This window comes from Streptomyces megasporus (assembly GCF_000718985.1).
Lineage (GTDB): Bacteria > Actinomycetota > Actinomycetes > Streptomycetales > Streptomycetaceae > Streptomyces > Streptomyces megasporus.
In genome coordinates, this window is the sequence record NZ_JODL01000012.1 from 160052 (window position 1) to 177370 (window position 17319).

The 17319-nt window shown below is 75.4% G+C and carries 15 protein-coding genes and 1 pseudogene; 7 read left to right on the forward strand and 9 right to left on the reverse strand.

All coding sequences use genetic code 11. From position 1 onward, the window contains the following. Positions 1 to 64: 64 nt before the first annotated feature. Together IF47_RS0112765 and IF47_RS0112770 are read right to left on the reverse strand one after the other, a co-directional pair. Positions 65 to 1735, reverse strand: coding sequence for a hypothetical protein (locus IF47_RS0112765; RefSeq protein ID WP_051717545.1), 1671 nt, complete (start codon positions 1733 to 1735; stop codon positions 65 to 67). After that, entirely contained in the window at positions 1732 to 2418 is a 687-nt protein-coding gene (locus IF47_RS0112770; RefSeq protein ID WP_031508844.1) for an ABC transporter ATP-binding protein, read from the reverse strand. Before IF47_RS0112770 ends, IF47_RS0112765 begins: the two co-directional genes overlap by 4 nt. A 288-nt stretch (positions 2419 to 2706) precedes the next feature. Between IF47_RS0112770 and IF47_RS0112775 the strand changes: the two genes are divergently transcribed. After that, a complete protein-coding gene (locus IF47_RS0112775; protein WP_031508845.1) occupies positions 2707 to 2964 on the forward strand; it encodes an acyl carrier protein in 258 nt (85 codons plus the stop codon). Next, positions 2961 to 4184, forward strand: a complete 1224-nt coding sequence (locus IF47_RS0112780; RefSeq protein ID WP_031508846.1) for a beta-ketoacyl-[acyl-carrier-protein] synthase family protein — start codon at positions 2961 to 2963, stop codon at positions 4182 to 4184. The genes IF47_RS0112775 and IF47_RS0112780 overlap by 4 nt, the downstream gene beginning before the upstream one ends. A 43-nt stretch (positions 4185 to 4227) precedes the next feature. Here IF47_RS0112780 and IF47_RS0112785 read toward each other — a convergent pair whose 3' ends face one another. From IF47_RS0112785 to IF47_RS30685, 4 genes are all read right to left on the reverse strand, one after another. Continuing rightward, positions 4228 to 5259, reverse strand: a complete 1032-nt coding sequence (locus tag IF47_RS0112785; RefSeq protein ID WP_078591780.1) for an NAD-dependent epimerase/dehydratase family protein — start codon at positions 5257 to 5259, stop codon at positions 4228 to 4230. Continuing rightward, positions 5256 to 6548, reverse strand: a complete 1293-nt coding sequence (locus IF47_RS0112790) for a GNAT family N-acetyltransferase (RefSeq protein ID WP_078591781.1) — start codon at positions 6546 to 6548, stop codon at positions 5256 to 5258. Before IF47_RS0112790 ends, IF47_RS0112785 begins: the two co-directional genes overlap by 4 nt. Beyond that, on the reverse strand, positions 6545 to 7771 hold the full coding sequence (locus IF47_RS0112795; RefSeq protein WP_051717546.1) for an aminotransferase class I/II-fold pyridoxal phosphate-dependent enzyme: 1227 nt from the start codon (positions 7769 to 7771) through the stop codon (positions 6545 to 6547). The genes IF47_RS0112790 and IF47_RS0112795 overlap by 4 nt, the downstream gene beginning before the upstream one ends. A 77-nt stretch (positions 7772 to 7848) precedes the next feature. Continuing rightward, positions 7849 to 9108, reverse strand: a complete 1260-nt coding sequence (locus IF47_RS30685) for a cytochrome P450 (RefSeq protein ID WP_031508850.1) — start codon at positions 9106 to 9108, stop codon at positions 7849 to 7851. A gap of 138 nt (positions 9109 to 9246) precedes the next feature. Here IF47_RS30685 and IF47_RS30690 point away from each other — a divergent pair, with 138 nt between their 5' ends. Next, a complete protein-coding gene (locus IF47_RS30690; protein ID WP_169745212.1) occupies positions 9247 to 10563 on the forward strand; it encodes a wax ester/triacylglycerol synthase domain-containing protein in 1317 nt (438 codons plus the stop codon). Here the strand turns inward: IF47_RS30690 and IF47_RS0112810 are convergent. Then, positions 10544 to 11911: a cytochrome P450 gene (locus tag IF47_RS0112810; RefSeq protein WP_031508852.1), complete on the reverse strand. Its 1368-nt coding sequence runs from the start codon at positions 11909 to 11911 to the stop codon at positions 10544 to 10546. The genes IF47_RS30690 and IF47_RS0112810 overlap by 20 nt on opposite strands. A gap of 262 nt (positions 11912 to 12173) precedes the next feature. Here IF47_RS0112810 and IF47_RS0112815 point away from each other — a divergent pair, with 262 nt between their 5' ends. The 4 genes from IF47_RS0112815 (at position 12174) to IF47_RS0112830 (ending at position 16024) form a co-directional block, all read left to right on the forward strand. Beyond that, entirely contained in the window at positions 12174 to 12566 is a 393-nt protein-coding gene (locus tag IF47_RS0112815; RefSeq protein ID WP_031508853.1) for a DUF2267 domain-containing protein, read from the forward strand. A gap of 193 nt (positions 12567 to 12759) precedes the next feature. Beyond that, positions 12760 to 13407 (forward strand): hypothetical protein, encoded by a 648-nt coding sequence (locus IF47_RS30175; RefSeq protein ID WP_157839959.1) that lies wholly within the window; start codon positions 12760 to 12762, stop codon positions 13405 to 13407. A 260-nt stretch (positions 13408 to 13667) separates the two neighbouring features. After that, the gene (locus IF47_RS0112825; protein WP_031508855.1) at positions 13668 to 15005 is read left to right on the forward strand and encodes a hemolysin family protein; all 1338 of its coding nucleotides are present in this window, start codon (positions 13668 to 13670) and stop codon (positions 15003 to 15005) included. Next, a complete protein-coding gene (locus tag IF47_RS0112830; RefSeq protein WP_031508856.1) occupies positions 15002 to 16024 on the forward strand; it encodes a hemolysin family protein in 1023 nt (340 codons plus the stop codon). Before IF47_RS0112825 ends, IF47_RS0112830 begins: the two co-directional genes overlap by 4 nt. 200 nt (positions 16025 to 16224) lie before the next feature. Here the strand turns inward: IF47_RS0112830 and IF47_RS32135 are convergent. Continuing rightward, a pseudogene (locus IF47_RS32135) lies at positions 16225 to 16314 on the reverse strand (SAM-dependent methyltransferase); the annotation flags it as partial. Positions 16315 to 16391: 77 nt separating this feature from the next. Then, positions 16392 to 16907 (reverse strand): M23 family metallopeptidase, encoded by a 516-nt coding sequence (locus tag IF47_RS0112835; RefSeq protein ID WP_281179468.1) that lies wholly within the window; start codon positions 16905 to 16907, stop codon positions 16392 to 16394. Positions 16908 to 17319: the final 412 nt, after the last annotated feature.

A 17319-nucleotide genomic window follows, 5' to 3' on the forward strand; every position in this document is an offset into this window, starting at 1 on the left:
TCCGTGCTCGAACGGCCCGGAAACGACGGGGTGTTGACACGGCCCGGTGAGGTTCCCCGCCGTGTCACCGTACGTGGGCGCGGGCGCGAGCCCATGCCCACCACAGCATCGACAGGGCCAGCAGCCAGCAGGCGGCGACGCGCACCGCCCACCCGTACGGCGCGCCGAGCAGCAGGGCGAGTCCCAGGACGCCGGTGGTCGGGCCGGAGGCGTGCCACAGGACGCTCAGCAGCGGGCCGGCGCCGGCGAGGGCGGGACCGCTGAACATCAGCCAGGCGGGCACCGGGGCGCGGTACGCGCTCACCAGGCCGGTGGCGACCAGCACCGGGCCCGCCGCCAGGGCGAGCAGCGGGCCCGTGGCGGGGGCGAACGGCACGGTGAGCAGGCAGCCGACGGTGGTGAGGAGGATCGTCGGCACGAGCGCGTGGTCCAGGGCGACGCGCGCGTAGGGGCGGGGCGACCACGCCGTGCGCCGGGGATCGTCGGCGTCCAGTCGGGCGGGTTCCAGCAGCACGGCGGCGGCGACGTAGCCGAGCGCGGCGGCCACGACGGGCGCGAGGGACGCGAAAGACGCGAGGGACGCGAGAGACGCGAGGGACACAGCCCCGCCGCCGGCCCGCAGCACCGCGCCCGCCAGGAGGAGCAGCAGCACCGACAGGGCGGGGCGTCCGGGCGCCATCAGCAGGGCGACCGTGTCGCGCCAGGCGACCAACGGGCCCGGCGAGCGCGGTGGGCGCAGTCGGGCGGCCCACCGTCCGAGGCGTCCCCGGCGTCGGCCCTCCGGTCCGGCCGCCATCGACAGCCGGATCGAGCGCGGGTCGACCGCCCAGAGCGCGGCCAGCACCCCGCCGACCGTCCGGGCCCGGGAGCGCAGGACGGCGGCGGGCACGTCCGCCACGATCCTCCCGCAGGACGCGAGGGCGACGGCCGTGCAGACGGCGAGGAGGGCCGCGGCCACCGGCCACAGCGGCAGGGGCCGGCCGGTCGCGGCGAGGACGGGCTGGACGGCCCAGCCCCACGGGCCGGACCACAGCACCGCCGTCTCCACCGCCGGCAGGCGGTGCCCGTACGCGGCGGCCACCGTCTGCGCGGCGCTCAGCAGCACCGCGCCGGCCAGGAGCGGGGAGAGGCGGCGGAGTCGGTCGGCGACCGTCGGGGAGCGTTGGACGAGGGCCGCGCCGGTCACGGCGAGGAGGGCCAGGCAGGCCGCCGGCGGCAGGACGGCGAGGGCCGGCCGGCCGATCCCGCCGAGCCCGGCCGCCGCGAGCAGCAGCACTCCGGCGAAGCCCACCAGCAGCGCGGCGAGCGTCCAGATCCCGGCGGAGAGCGCGAACCAGGGCAGCAGGACCGGTCCGCGTCGCACCGGCAGCGCGGTGAGCCAGTCGACGTCGGGGCGCGGCGGTGTCACCGGACCGCGCCACAGGGCGTCCCACGCGGTGAGGGCCAGGCCCGCCAGGGCGACGGTGACCGCGGCGGAGGGCAGGGTCCGGGCGATCGCTTCGGCCTGCTTCGCGAGGGGCGTCGCATGGCGGAGCTCGTAGAGGAGTCCGGCGGCGAACAGGCCGTACCAGCCGACCAGCAGGACCAGCGTCACGTACGCGGCGTAGGCGAAGCGGCGGGCGCGGCCGGTGCCGCGTCGGGCCCGTAGCCAGGCCAGGGTATCGGCGGTCCGGTCCGGGGTGTCCGTCGGGCGCGGGGGCGTGGACGTGTCGGGGGTCGGCGCCGTGCGGCTCACCCGCCGGTCTCCGCCGTCGCCTCGTGCGTCGTCACCTCGTGCGGGGGGCCGTCCGCGATCGGGGAGCCGTCGGCCAGGACGAGCACGCGGTGCGCCGCGGCGCGGGCCAGCGCGTGGTCGTGGGTGGCGAACAACACCGCCGTTCCCGTCTCGCCCTCGGCGCGCAGCAGTTCGGCGAGGCGGCGGCGCGCCGAGGGGTCGAGCCGTTGCTCCGGTTCGTCGAGGACGAGCAGGTCGCGCGGGCGCAGCAACGCGGCGGCCAGCAGCATCTGTTGGAGCTGGCCGGAGGAGAGCCCGGAGGGCAGGGTGTCGGCGTGGTCGGAGAGCCGGTGGTCGCGCAGGAGCCGGTCGATCCGGCCGGCCGGATCGGGCACGGCGTGCGCGACCGCGACCAGTTCGAGGTGTTGACGGACGGTCAGGTCGGGATAGCAGCTCAGGGCGTCGCCGACGACCGCCACCCGGGCGCGCACCCGAGGGTCGTCCTCGGTCATCGGTGCGCCGTGGAACTCGACCGTGCCGGCGGTGGGCCGGTCCCGGCCGCAGGCGATCCGCAGCAGGGTCGACTTCCCCGAGCCGTTGGGGCCCAGCAGCGCGACGCGTTCGCCGGCGGCCACCTCCAGATCCACCGATCGCAGCGCACGGCGTTCGCCGAAGACGCGGCTCACCCCTCTGAGCGTCAGCAAGGCCCCTCCCGCCCATGCGATTTCCCCGCGCCCCGATTCTCCCCGACTCGCTCGGTCGCCGACGCTCCCGTGGCGACCGAGCCGTCCCCGAGCCGTCCCCGAGCCGTCCTCGCCAGGGGCACCGCGCTCTTCGTTCCCACCGGCGTCCACCGGCGTCTCTTTCGCGAACTCTGCTTCAAATGGGTGAAATGGCGTCGGTGGTTCCCTTCCTCCCGTGGCCGAGACACAAGGATGGGGGCGGCAGGGACCGGCCGTGGCCGGTCGGATTCGATCGCGCGAGGAGACCCGATGGGCAGGGCGTACGGCGTCGTTGTGGACATTCTGGTGGGCAAGTTCCAGTTCACCGAGGACGAGTTGGCACCGGAGGCCACGTTGGAGGACGTGGACCTGGACTCGCTCGGGCGGGTCGAGTTCGCCCTCACGCTGCGGGACCGGACCGGTGTTCCGTTCGGTGAGGAGCAGGTCACCCTGGACACGACGCTGGGTGAGATCGCCACCGCGATCGAGGCGGCGTGGGCGGCCGACGCCGCGGTGGCGCCGCGGTGAGCCGCCCGGATGTCGCGGTGACGGGTCTGGGGGCGATCACCCCGGCCGGGGTGGGGGTCGAGGAGACCTGGCGCCGCGTCCGCGCCGGTGACTCCATGGCGTGCCGTGACGGGGAGTTGGCGGGGTTGGCCGTCGACTTCAGTTGCCGTGTCCCCGAGTTCACCGTCGCCGACCGTGCGCGCCGCCGGCAGTTGTGGCGTCAGGACCGCTTCACGCAGTTGGCGTTGACGGCGGCCGACGAGGCGGTGCGGGACGCGGGGCTGGACCCGCGGGAGTGGGACGCGCCGCGCGTCGGGGTGGTCCTCGGCTGTGGTCTGGGCGGCGCGGGCACCTGGGAGACGGAGTTCGCTCGGATGCGGCGGGAGGGGGCCGAGGCGGTGTCGTCGGCGGTCATCCCGATGCTGCTGCCGAACATGGCGGCCGGGGAGGTGGCGCTCGCCCTCGCCGCCCGGGGGCCGAGCCTGTCCGCCTCCACCGCCTGCGCCTCGGGGGCCAGCGCGCTGGCCATCGCCCGCGACTGGCTGCTGGCCGGGGTGTGCGACATCGTCCTGGCGGGCGGCACGGAGGCCGCGATCACGCCGCTGGTGGTGGCCGGGTTCCACCAGGCCGGGGCGCTGTCGCGGCGGAGGGACGAACCGGAGACGGCCTCGCGTCCGTTCGCCGAGGACAGTGACGGGTTCGTGATGGCCGAGGCCGCGGCCGTCCTGGTGCTGGAGCGGGCGGAACACGCGCGGGCGCGGGGCGTGCGTCCCCGGGCCCTGCTGGCCGGGTGCGGTGCGAGCACCGACGCGCTGCACCCCACCGCGCCGCACCCCGAGGGGGCGGTCGCCGAGCGGGCGGTGCTCGCCGCGCTGGCGGACGCGGGGCTGGAGGCGAGGGATGTCGACCACGTCAACGCCCATGCCACCTCCACCCCGTTGGGCGACGCGGCCGAGGCGAGCATGATCGGCAGGGTGTTCGGACACGGTCCGAGCGTGACGTCGGCCAAGGGTGCTTTGGGGCACTCGCTGGGCGCGGCGGGCGCGGTGGAGGCGGTGTTGACGGTGCTCGGCGTCGAACGGTCGATCGTCCCGCCGACGGCCAACGTCGACGCGCCCGCCGCGCGGTTCGACATCGACCTGGTGACCAAGACGGCGCGGGAGCAGCGGATCGCCGCCGCGGTCAGCAACTCCTTCGGGTTCGGCGGCCACAACGTCTCGGTGGTCTTCCGGGCCGTCTGAGGCGGCCCGGCGTGGGCCGTGCGGGATCACACGGCGGCGCGGGTCACACGGCCGTCGGAGCGGACGGTGGGACGGGCGGTGGGACGGGCGGCGCGGTGGGGCGGAGGGCGTCGGCGAGGCCGGCGGGCCAGACGGTCTCGGGGACGAAACCGAGATCGCGGGCGGCCCGGTCGTGGCCGCACGTCCAGGCCGGGAACCGCGCCTCGCGGATCTTGTCCCGGGCGAACATCGACGGCCTGCCCCGGGCCCGCGCCGCCAGTTCCGCCCCCCAGGCCGTGGCCATCGCCACCGTGCGGGGCACCGGGACGGTCCGGGGCGGACGGCGGCCGACCAGGGCCGCCACGTCCGCCGCCAGGTCCTGGTAGTGGTGTTCGACGCCGTCGCCGACGTGGTAGACGCCGCGCGCGGACGCCCGGTGCTCGACGGTGGCGCCGCGTTCGGCCGCGGCGACCAGGGCGCGGCACAGGTCGTCGACGTGGATCAGCGAGTACAGGCGCGGACCGGTCCCGCAGACGGGCAGCACACCGCGGCGGACCATGGCCAGCAGGGCGGGCAGGAACTCGGTGTCGCCGGGCCCGTGGACGATCGGCGGGCGGAGCACCGTCCCCGGCACCCGGTCGGCCACCGCGCGCAGGGCCAGCTCGCCGGCGAGTTTGCCGCGTCCGTACGCCGACACCGGCTCCGGCGGGTCCGTCTCGCGGCGCGGCCGGCCGGGGCGGGACGGTCCGGCGGCGGCCAGGGAGGAGCAGTACACCAGGCGCGGCGGGGCGGGCAGGCCGGCCAGGGCCTCGCACAGCCGGCGGGTGCCGTCGGCGTTGACCGGGGCGTAGCCGGCCGGGCGGGTGGCCTTGACGGTGCCGGCCAGGTGGATCACGCGGTCGGCGCCGGCCTCGGCGACGGCCCGGAGCAGACCGCGACCGTCGGCCAGGTCGGCCGTCAACACAGTTACGGAGGGCGGCAGTTCGGCCCGTGCGGGGTCGCGGACCAGCGCGGTGACGGTGTGCCCGTCCAGCAGCAGCCGGCGGACCAGCCGGCGGCCGACGAACCCGGTCGCGCCGGTGACGAGGTACCTCACCGGCGGGCCTCCGGCACGGCGGCGGCCATGGGCGAGGGGGTCACGGTCACGGGCCGGGGATCGGATCGGGGGTCGGATCGAGGGTGGAGGTCGCGCCGGTAGAGGCGGTGGCGGCGGAAGAGGACGCCGCCGAAGGCCTCGGCGTAGCGGTTGGCGTCCCGGTTGTCCTCCAGCAGCCAGGACAGCTCGCTCTCGGTGTAGCCGAGACGGAACGCGGCCCGCTGGGCCTCGGTGATCAGCGCCGCGCCCAGTCCGCGCGAGCGGTGGGCCTCCTTGATGCCGGTGATGATCGCACGGGTCCGGTCGACGCGCCGGGCGGCGCGGGCGATCCGGAGCAGGCCGACGGGCACGCCGAGGGTGGTGAGCCGGCCGCGGGCGGCGCGCAGCGCCTGGTTGGCGTCGGGCAGCCAGAGGGTGAAGGCGACGGGTTCGCCGCGCACCTCGGCGAACCACAGCAGTTCGGGCCGGATCAACGGACGCAGCCTGCGCAGGGTGTGGGCGAACTCGCGGTCGGTCATGGGGACGGAGGCGTAGTTCCCGGCCCAGGCGTCGGTGTAGACGTCCCGCACGGCGGCCAGGTCGGCGTCCGCGCGGGCCGGGTCCATGGGGCGCACCCGCACGTCCGGGGAGCCGGTGGCCCACTGGGCGGCGCGGGCGATGATCGTGGGCGGTTCGCCGTCGGGCGGCATCGGGACCCGCCAGGACAGCAGGTCCTTGGCCTTGACGAGGCCGCAGGCGGCGTAGAGAGCGGGGTAGTGGGCGGGGTTGTACGGCATCATCACGCTGGGCGGGCCGTCGAAGCCCTCCACCAGCACCCCGCACTCGTCGTTGGTGGAGAAGCCCATCGGGCCGAGCATCGTGCGCAGGCCGCGTTCGCGCAGCCAGGCGGCGGCCGTGTCGAACAGCGCGCCGGCCGCGTCGGGATCGTCGGCGCACTCGAAGAGCCCGAACAGGCCGCAGTGCGCGTCGTGGCGGGCCTGGAGGCGGCAGTCCACGGCGGTGGCGATCCGCCCCACCACCCGCCGTCCCCGGCGGGCCAGGAAGAACTCGGCCGCGCCGACGTCGAAGAAGGGGTTGCGCCGCCGGTCGAGCAGGGCCCGCTGGTCCCGTTCCAGCGGCGCCACCCAGTGCGGGTCGCCGCGGTACAGGGCGCGGGGCAGGGTGACGAAGGCGGTGGTGTCCGCGCGGCCCCGCACCGGGCGGACGGTGACACCGCCGGTGGTCCCGGCGGCTGTGCGTCCGGTGGTGGTGCTCCCGGTGGCGGCCGCGGTGGTCGCGGCGAGGGTCATGCCGGCACCCCCACCGGTCGGCGGGGCCCCGGGGCGGTCGGGTCGGCGGGGACGGGGCCCAGCCGGCGCGCCACCTCGGCGAAGGCGTCCAGGACGCGGGTGATGTGCGCGTCGGTGTGGACGGCCTGGGGGGTCACCCGGATCAGCGCCCGGTTCCTGGCCACGGCCGGTTCCACCACGGCGTTGGTGAACACCCCCGCGTCCAACAGCTCCTGCCAGGCGCGCAGGCACCTGGCCGTGTCGCCCATGTGGACGGGGACGATCGGGGTGGTGGAGGCCCCGGTGTCGTACCCCAGCTCCCGCAGGCCCTCCAGCAGCCGTCGGGCGTGGCCGAACACCCGCCGCCGGTGGTCGGGTTCGCGCTCGACGATGTCGAGCGCGGCCAGGGCGGCGGCGGCCGAGGCCGGTGGCATCGCGGCCGAGAAGAGCACCGAACGGGCGTTGTACCGCAGGTGTTCGACGACGGAGGCGGGGCCGACGAGCATCCCGCCGACCGAGCCGAAGCACTTCGACAGCGTCCCGGTGACCAGGTCGACCTCGCCCGTCAGCCCGAAGTGCTCGACCACGCCGCGTCCTTCGGGCCCCAGCAGTCCGATGTCGTGGGCGCCGTCCACCACCAGGCGGGCGCCGTGGCGCCGGGCCAGCGCCACGATCCCGGGGAGCCGGCACAGGTCGCCCTCCATGGAGAACAAGCCGTCGGTGACGATCACCCGGCCGGCCACCGGGTCGGAGGCGGCCAGCAGCCGGTCGAGGTGGGCGAGGTCGGAGTGGCGGTACCGGCGGTGGTGCGCGGCGCTCAGCCGGACGGCGTCCACCAGCGAGGCGTGGTTGGACATGTCGGCGAAGACGATGTCGCCCTCGTCGAGGAGGGCCGCGAGCGCGAGGTTGGCCTGGAAGCCGGTGGTGGTCACCAGGGCCGCCTCGCCGCCGACGAACGCGGCCAGCCGTCCCTCCAGTTCCTCGTGGAGGGTGAGCGTGCCGTTGAGCACGCGCGAGCCCGAGCAGGAGGCGCCGAAGCGGCGCAGGGCCCGGGCGGCGGCCTCCGTCACCCGGGGGTCGGTCGACAGACCCAGGTAGTCGTTGCAACCGGCCATGACCACCGTGCGGCCGTCGATCTCCACCTCCGCGCCCCGGGCCGAGAGCGGGCGGTAGTAGGGCCGGGCCGGGTGGTCGGCCAGCGCGCGCTGGACCGCCGACCGTTTCGTGTCGAAGACGTCCGCCATGGTGTCCCCCGGGAGAGGTGTCGTCGGTTCTCTGCGTGTGGTGTTCCGGTGCGCGCGGGCGTGGGCCCGCGGGACGTTCACGTTCCGTGCCGTTCCGTGCGGGCGCGTGGCGGGCGTGCGGTGCGAGCCGCGGCGAGCCCGGCGGTGACGGGCAGGTGGTCGAGGTCGGCGAAGTTCGGGCCGGTCCGCCTCCGGGGCGGGGCGGCGAGCCGCAGGCCCCGAAGGCGCCGGGCGAGGCCGCGCGCCAGCGCCACGGCCTGGGCCCGGCCCACGGCCGCGCCCACGCAGTAGTGCGCCCCCGCGCCGAAGGCGAGCGTCCGCTCGGACGGACGCCACGGGTCGAACGCGTGGGGGTCGTCGAACGCCTCCGGGTCGCGGTGCGCCGCGCCGAGGAGCACGTGCACCACCCGGCCCGCGGGCAGGACGGTTCCGGCCAGTTCGGCGGGGGCGGCGGCGACGCGGGTCACCACGCGGGCGGGCGGGTCCCAGCGCAGCACCTCGTCGACGAACCGGTCGGCGAGACGGGGGTCGCCGTCGATCCGCGCGGCCGTCGCGGGGTTCTCCACCAGCGCCAGGCAGACGCTGCCCAGCAGGGCGGAGGTGGTCACCACGCCCGCGCCGAACAGGGTGAGGAGGACGTCCAACGCGTCCTGCGGGGCCGGTTCGCACCAGCGCGGGAGCGGGGACTCTCGCCGCCGGCGGTCGATCAGCGCGCCCAGCCGGTCGGTGAGGGCCACCGCCGCGGCGTCCGCCCGACGCACCAGGGTGGGTGTGCGCACCAGTTCCGCCGTGCGGGAGTAGTCGTGGGCGGCGGTGCGGAGCCAGTCGAGGTCGACGGGCGGCAGGTCCAGCAGCTCGGTCAGGACGGCGGTGGGCAACGGCCGGCACACCGCCTCCACCACGTCGACCGTCCCCTCGCGCCTCAACCGGTCGTCCAGGGCGCGCAGATGAGCGTCGACCTGCCGTGCCACCACCGTGTCCAGGTGGGGCAGGAGCCGTGGGGCGACCACCCGTGTCAGCAGGTGCCGCTTGTGGGCGTGGAGCGGCGGGTCCGTCTGCAGGGCGCTGCGGCACAGCGCGACGGTGCTCGGACTGCGCCGCCAGCCGGGGCAGTTCCGGTCGCGCCACCGGGCGCCGATCGTCAGCCAGGTCCGGTCGGTGAGCACCCGGGCGCAGTCCCGCCGGCCCGTGACGAGCAGGGAGCCCCAGGCGGTGGGCACCAGCGGCCCGGCGGCGCGCAGTTCGTCGTAGACGTCCGCGAGACCACGCTGGTCGGTGGTGAGCAGCCAGCGGCGTACCGGGTCGAGCGCGGTGCCGGCCAGGACCGGAGGGGCCATGGGTTCTCTCTTCTCGTCGACCGGATCGGCAGAATACTCACACAGAAATCGGAGAATGTCTGGAACGCGCGACTCGTGTGCTTTTCGGGAGAAATTCCGAATGGTCTGTGTGAGCGTGCGAGGAAGCGGGTGGAGGACATGAGGGACGGAATCGCGCTGTCGCCCGTCGACGAACTGCTGTGCGCCATGCGCGGAGTTCCCGAGACCATCGGGGCGGCGGCGCTGTTCGTCGGCGAACCGCCGCGCGTGGACGAGGTGCGCGACCGGGTCGTCGAGCGGTGGGGCGGCCTGCCCCGACTGTGCCGGGTGCTGGCACGGCCGAAGGAGTCCGCCTGGCCGCGCCCGCATCGCTGGCTGCCGCTGGAGCGCTTCGACCCCGGCCGTCAGGTCGTCCCCACCGGCGACGCCGGTGAACACACAAGCGGAGAGGCGGAGTTCGCCGACCTGCTCGACCGACTCGTCGCCCACCCCCTGCCCGACGGGCTGCCGCCCTGGCGGCTGCGCCTGGTACGGCGGGCTGGGGAGGGACGGTTCGCCCTGGTGCTGACGGCCCATCACGCCCTTTTGGACGGACGCTCCCTGGAACTTCTGCTGAGCCGGCTCCTCGACGGCGGCCTCGGGCGCGGCGGCAGGACCGGCGGAGGCGTGCGGGCCGTGCGCGCCCTCCGGGCCGCCCACCCGGACCACGCGCGGCCGTCCGCCCGACCCCGCGTCCCGCTGGGCTCCGGCCGGGCGCTCCCTCTGCCCGAAGGGGCGCCGCCCCGGCCGGAGTTGGCCTGGACGGAGGTGGACGCGGACGCGGTGCGGGCCGCCCGCCGGGCCCTGCCGGGGCTGGGGGCGACCCTCAACGAGGTGCTCCTGGCGGCGGCCACGGGCGCGCTGCGCGCCGTCCACGGCGCGCCGGAGAGGTGGCCCGGAGCCCCCCGCCCGCTGTACGGGGTGTTCCCCGTGGACCTGCGCGCCCCGGAGGACGAGGGGACGCTCGGCAACGTCGTCTCGGTGGTGCGGGTGCCGCTCCCGGTGGACTCCGGCGATCCGGCCGAGCGCCTGGCGGCCTGCCGGGGGCTGCTGGCCGACCACGGCCCGCTGCGGGGCGCGGACCCGACCGCGCGCGTCGTCGACGCCGCCGCGCGGCTGGGCCCCTGGGCGCTGCGCCTGCTCGCCGCGCGGGCCGGGGCTCCCGGGCAGGCCCCCGTGGCCTGCATGGCCTTCCGGTGGCCGCGCGGCTCCTGGGCGTTGGGCGGCAGACCGCTGGAGCGGGTGATCCCCCTGCCGCCCGTGCAGGCGCCGGGAACGGTCGGCTTCGCGCTGACGGACTGCGCGGGCACGTACACCCTGAGCGTGGTCGGCCACACCCTTCCCGGCCGGGTCCGGTCGCTGGCCGACGCCTTCGGTCGGGAACTGGCCGCGCACGCCCGGCCGGTGCGGGAGGCGCTCAGCGGTCCGACACGGTGACGGGCACCCCGTCCCGCACCACCAGCAGCGTCGACTCGCGCACCAGGGTCCCCGGCCGGTCCCGCACCGGCCGCAGCCGCACCCGCGCCAACACCGAGGCGAGCACGGTCCGCACCACGAAGGGCGCGAAGGACGCCCCCGGGCACACCCGCGCGCCGCCGCCGAAGACGTGCCAGGACGGCACCGCGCCGGTGCGCCGCCTGCCGTCCGACGACCGCGCCAGGTGCCGCTCGGGACGGAAGGCGCCCGGATCGGCGCCCAGGCCGGCGAGGGCGTCCGCCCGGCGGTGCATCGCGAGCACGTCGAAGGCCACCCACGCCCCGGCCGGCAGCCGCCACCGGTCGAACTCCACCGGCCGGCGCAGCGCCCGCCCGAAGACCCACGCGGGCGGGCTCAGCCGCAGGCTCTCCAGGACGACGGCCTCCAGCCACGGCCCCCTCCCGGCCCCGCCCTCCCCGCCGGAGACGGCCTCGCGCTCGGCCCGCTCCAGCGCCGCGGGATGGTGCAGCAGCAGGTCGAAGGTGGAGGCGAGCGCCGTCGCGGTGGTCGCGTAGCCGCCCAGCAGGAAGGCGATCAACTGGTCGGTGAGGGCGTCCTCGGCGAGCCGTCCGTCCGCGCGGGCCCGCGTCAGATCGCCCAACAGACCCGGCCCGCCGCCCTCCTCGGCCCGGGCCAGGGACGCGGCGTGCAGACAGTCGGCCAGCTCGCGCCGGGCGCGCAGCACCCGCCCGTACGCGCTGCCGGGGACGTGCCGGGTCCACGGCAGCAGCAGCGAGCCGAGGGTGATCCTGCGCAGTGTCTCGGTGAGACGGGCGACCCGCGACGCGAGCGGGTCGGCGCCGGAGCCGGTGCCGGAACCGGCGCCGAAGACGGAGTCCACGATCAACTCCAGCACCAGGGCCCGCATCTCCTCCAACAGCCGGACGGGGCGCTCCCGGCTCCAGCCCGCCACCGTCCGCCGCACGGCCTCGTCGATCTCCGCGCGGCGGGCGAGCACGCGAGGGCCGCGCAGCACCGGCATCACCAGCCGGCGGGTCCGCCGGTGCTCCTCGCCCTCGATGACGAAGGGCGAGCGCGGACCCCACAGGAAGTCCGCCGCCGCGTTCCACTCGGTCGCCGTGGAGACCTCGTCCGGCAGCCTGGTCACCAGCCGGGCCAGGGCCGGGTCCGAACTCCACACGGTGACCGGCCGCCGCGGCACCCCCAGGGTGTAGGTCTCCCCGTAGCGCCGCCGACAGGCCCCGGCGAACGCCTCGGGCGCGTACAACATGCGCAACCCCTGGACGGCGTACGGCAGTCGGGGACCGGGCGGCAGGTCCGCCCCCCGCACCGGCGTGGTGTCGACCATGCTCGCGGCTCCTCGGGTTCCGCGGCCCCGCGCCCGGCCGCCGGGGCCTCCTCGCAGGGGGCCAACGAGGACCGACGCGCGAGGGCACGGGCGTTCACTCCCGGCGACCGGCGCGCCGACGACCGTGCCCACCGCCACGACCGCCGGCGCCTCCGCGGCCACCGCCGGCCGGACGCGGACCGGGCGGGTGATTCACGGCGGGGATACGGGGGACCCGGAAGCCGCCCGAGTGACACCCCTCGGTTGGGAAGGAAGGCCACCGATGAGGTACGACGAGTTCCTCGCCCGAGTCCGTGACCTCGGGGAGTACAAGAGTCAGAAGGAGGCGGAGGAGATCACCGACGCGGTGCTGTCGGTGTTCGCGTCCAGGATCACCCCGGGAGAGGTCGAGGACCTGGCCGCGCAACTGCCGGGCCACCTGAGCGACGTCCTCCAGGAGAACCGGGTCGACCAGCCCGAGACGTTCGGCGTGGAGGAGTTCTGCCGCCGGGTGGGCGAGCGGACCGGCGCCCGACCCAGGACGGCCGAGTGGGACGCCAGCGCCGTGCTGGCCCCCATGAGCGAGGCGATCTCCGGCGGCGAGTTCAACCAGATCCTCAGCCAACTGCCCTCCGGGTACGCCGTGCTGTTCGGCAAGCCGGAGCTGAGCGGGTGACCGAGGGTGACGGCCGAGTCGCCGTCCGGGTCGCCCGGCTTCCGTGGGCGTCCGGGGGTCCCGCCGCGCGGCGGGACCCCCGCCGCGTACGGTCGCGTACCGGAGGGTGCGGGGTGACGCGCCACTCGTACAACAGATGTTCGCGGTGCGTCACCGCTTGTCACGCTGCGCTACCGATGTCACCGTGGGGGACGTGACGAACGACCTCCGCCTCACCGCCCGCACCATCCGTCTCACGGGCCCCGTGCGACACCGCCTCTCGTGGGAGGCGGGACCTCCCGCCGCGCTCACCCCGGTGCGGAGGACGGCCCGCCCGGAGTGGAGGGACCCGGGGGGCGAGAAGAGGGACACGGCCCGTTCCTACCGGGCCGAGGTCGTCGCGGAGGGGCCGGTGAACGGCACCACGGTCGCCGTGTCGCTCGGGCGCCTCACGGCACCCAACCGCCGCCTCGCGCTGCGCTGGCTGCGGGAACAGGCCCGCCGTGTCGCCGACGGGCTCGATCCCGACCCGGGGGTGCGTTGGGCACCGGCCGGCACGCTCGGCCGCGTGCCGGAGGGGCTGTCCGACGCGCCGACGGAGTTGCGGCGGTGGTGCGAGGACGAGGAGCGGCAGCGGGCCGCGTCCGATCGGCTCGCCGAGGGGTTGCCGTTTCACCTCACCGTCTCCGACCACACCGGGAGTTACGCGCTGCGGGCCTGGCCCGTCGGCGTCGTCGCCCCGGTGATCGACGTCTCGCCGCCGCCGCGCGCGCGGCGGACCCACCTGCTCCCGTCCTGGTCACCCGAGCCCCACCTCCACCCGGCCGCACGCCGGGCGGGCTCGGCCACCCACCCCCGGTGACCAGGACGGGTCCACGGCCACCGTCCGCCGGTGCTTCCGTGCCCGGGAGAAGACCGAAAAGCGGCGGTGACAGAGCGTGCCGAATCGGCTCCCGATGGTGTTTTGCTCGGCCTTTACTATGGCTGGGGGTGCCGGTACTCTTCGGACATCCCGACCATCAGTCGAGAAAGGGCAAACACACCCGCCATGGGCGAACCCCCTAGTACCAGCCGTGCCACCCGCGGCCGCTCCGGAACCGGTGAGCGAGCGGAGGTGGCACGGTGATCGAAGTCCTGCTCCTCCTGGTCGCCCTCGCGCTCGTCCTGGGATGCGCGATCTTCGTCGCGGCGGAGTTCTCCCTGACCACGGTCGAGAGGGGAGAACTGGAGCGGGCCGCGCGTGACGGGGAGCGCGGAGCCGACAGCGCGCTGAAGGCCGTCAGGCAACTGACCTTCCAGCTCTCCGGCGCCCAACTGGGCATCACGGTGACCTCCCTGGTGATCGGCATGCTCGCCGAGCCCTCCCTGGCCGCGCTGCTGCGCGGGCCGCTCCTGGCCGCCGGGCTGCCCGCCGGAGCGGTCTCCCCGATCGCCACCGTGCTGGGCGTCACCGTCTCCACGGTGGTGCTGATGGTGCTCGGCGAGCTGGTGCCCAAGAACTGGGCGATCTCCAGCCCCCTGACGGTGGCCAAGGTCGTCGCCGGGCCCCAGCGCGGTTTCACCGCCGCCTTCCGGCCCCTGATCCGCCACCTGAACACCACCGCCAACCACCTGGTGCGCCGCCTCGGCCTGGAGCCCGCCGAGGAACTCGCCTCGGCCCGCACCCCGGACGAGCTGGTCTCCCTGGCCAGGCGCTCGGCCAGGGAGGGCGTGATCGAGGAGGACTCCGCCGAACTGTTCGTGCGCACCCTCCACCTGAGCGAGCTGACCGCCGAGAACGTGATGACCCCGCGCGTGGACGTCAAGGCGCTGGAGGCGCACGCCACCGCCGCCGACGCCGCCAACCTGACGCTGGCCACCGGACTGTCCGTCTTCCCCGTCTACCGGGACACCCTGGACGAGGTGATCGGCACCGTCCACATCCGCGACGTCCTCGCCCTGGAGGCCGCCGCCCGCTCCCGGACCCCCGTCACCGAGCTGCTCACCGAACCGCTGCTGGTGCCCGAGACGCTGCCCGTCGACCGCCTGCTGGAGCGGCTGCGCAGCCGCCGCACCATAGCGGTCGTCGTCGACGAGTACGGCGGCACCGCCGGTGTCGCCTCCGTCGAGGACATCGTCGAGGAGGTCGTCGGCGAGGTCCGCGACGAACACGACCCCCAGGAGGAACCCGCGCTGAGCCCCGTGGGCCCGACCTCCGACGGCCGGGAGTGCTGGGAGGCCGACGGCGGCGTCCGTCTGGACGAGCTGGCGGGAATCGGCCTGACCGCCCCCGACGGCCCCTACGAGACCGCCGCCGGACTGGTCGCCACCCTGCTGGAACGCATCCCCGCCCCCGGCGACGCCGTCGAGGTCGACGGCTGGGAGCTGCGCGTCCTGGACGTCGACCACCACCGCGCGGACCGGGTGCGGATCACCGCCCCCGCTCCGAGCCGTGAACTGGTGGAGGAAGGCGCCCGATGACCTGGGTCCAACTGATCATCGGCGTTCTGACGCTGTTCACCAACGCCTTCTTCGTGGGCGCCGAGTTCGCGATGATCTCCGTGCGCCGCAGCCAGATCGAGCCGCACGCCGAGAAGGGCGTCAAACGCGCCCGCACGGTGCTGTGGGGCCTGGAGCACCTCTCCGCCCTGATGGCCACCGCCCAGCTCGGCATCACCGTCTCCTCGCTGGTCCTGGGCGCGGTGGCCGAACCGGCGATCGCGCACCTGCTGGAGCCGCCCTTCGCGGCGATCGGCGTCCCCGACGCGCTGGTGCACCCCATCGCCTTCGTCATCGCGCTGGCCCTGGCGACCTACCTGCACATGCTCGTCGGCGAGATGGTGCCGAAGAACATCGCGCTGGCCGCCCCGGCCCGCACGGCGCTGCTGCTGGGGCCGCCGCTGGTGACCCTCACCCGGGCCCTGCGGCCGGCGATCTTCGGCATCAACGCCTTCGCCAACGCCCTGCTGCGCCTGCTGCGGGTGGAGCCCAAGGACGAGGTCACCTCCGTCTTCACCGACGAGGAACTCGCCCGCATGGCCGAGGACGCGGGCCGGGCCGGACTGATCGAGCCCGGCGGCCACCAGCGGCTGCGCGACGCCCTGGAGCTGGGCCGCCGACCGGTGGGCGAGGTCCTGGTGCCCCTGCACCGGATGCACACCGTCGGCCACACGGTCACCCCCGACGAGTTGGAACGCACCGCCACCACGGCCGGCTACTCCCGGCTGCCGGTCACCGGGCCGGGCGGGACGGTGCTGGGCTACCTGCACGTCAAGGACGCCCTCGGCGTCGTCCACCGGGACAAGCCGTTCCCGCCCGAGGCGCTGCGCAGGGTCGTCCGGGTCCGGGCCGACACCCCGATGGACGACGTCCTCACCACCATGCGCGCCGCCGGCACCCACCTGGCCGCCGTCACCGGCGACGAGGACGCACTGCTCGGCTTCGTCACCATGGAGGACGTCCTGGAGCAACTGGTCGGCCCGGCACCCGCCACGGCCTGACCGGTGGTCTTGACGACCGAGCCCTGCCGCGCGAACGCCCGTGCGGCAGGGCTCTCGTCGTGAACGGGGCCGCCACGGCGTGCTGGGAACCGGGCCGGGTTCGAGCAGTTCCAGGCCGTCGAAGAACCCGGCGATCCGCTCGGGGCTGCGCGGGCGGGACGGTCGCGGCGCAGGGGCCGGACCGCGTCGCGCAGGATGGTGTCGGAGGTCGGCAGGCCGGTGCCGATGTCCGGGAACTGTCGGATGCCCACCTCGCCGACCGGATGGGTCACGGCGCGGACGAGGAAGCTCTCGCCCGTGGGCGGGAACGGGGTGCGGCGGCACCCCGTCGGTGCGTCGCGCCGATGCGGCGGGAACGCGCCGGAGGTCAGGCGTAGTGGTTGACGCTCACCGGCCAGGAGCCGGTGGGGGGCGTCCAGCCCTGGAGCGTGGCGGGGATGCCCACGCGGGTGTTGCAGTCGATCACCTGGAAGTGCAGGTGGGGTGCGGTGGACGCCCCCGTGCTGCCGGACCAGCCGATGACCCGGCCCTGTGGGACCCAGTCACCGGTGTTGTAGATCGCCCGGTTGAGGTGCGCGTAGTGGGTGCACTGACCGTTCGAGTGCCGGATGATCACCTCGATGCCGTTCTGCCAGTACGGGGACCAGTCCGAGACGAGGACCGTGCCTCCCTGTGCGGCGGAGACCTCGTAGTTCGCCGGGAGCCCGAAGTCCCAGGCGTACTCGTTGTACGGACCGTAGTGCGAGTACGTGCCCTCCGGGCCCTGGGTGACCTGGTAGGCCTCGCCGGCCGGGTACGGGAGTTCGTAGTAGTGGCTCGAGGCCGAGGCCGGGGCCGCTCCGGCCAGTGAGACGCCCACGACCGCCAGTGTCGCGCTCGCCACCGCGGCGATCCTGCGCAGGACCGCTCTCGTCCTGTTCGCCGTGCTTCTCCGTTTCACCGTGCTTCTCCGTTCCGGATGTCCGTCGGGAACCGGGCTCCGAGGTCCCTGGCGGGACCGGAGAACCCGATCTGCATGTCAGGTGCAGGACAACGATCTCCGTTGACGGAATGCCGCACAAGGGGGAAGGGCGGGGCCCGCGCTTTCCGGAGCGCGGAACCCCAACGCGCCGGCACGGCCGGACCGGAGCGGTCACACGAACACGTACACCGAAACCCCGAATCCGTACAGCGGGGCGGTGGCGGTGTGTGACCGCTTGTGGCGCAGCGTCATCGCCGCCATCGTGGGGGACGTGGCGGTCGCCGTCCCGCCGCCCCCCGTCCCGGTCGCTGCCCCACACCCCCCCTCCAGGCGA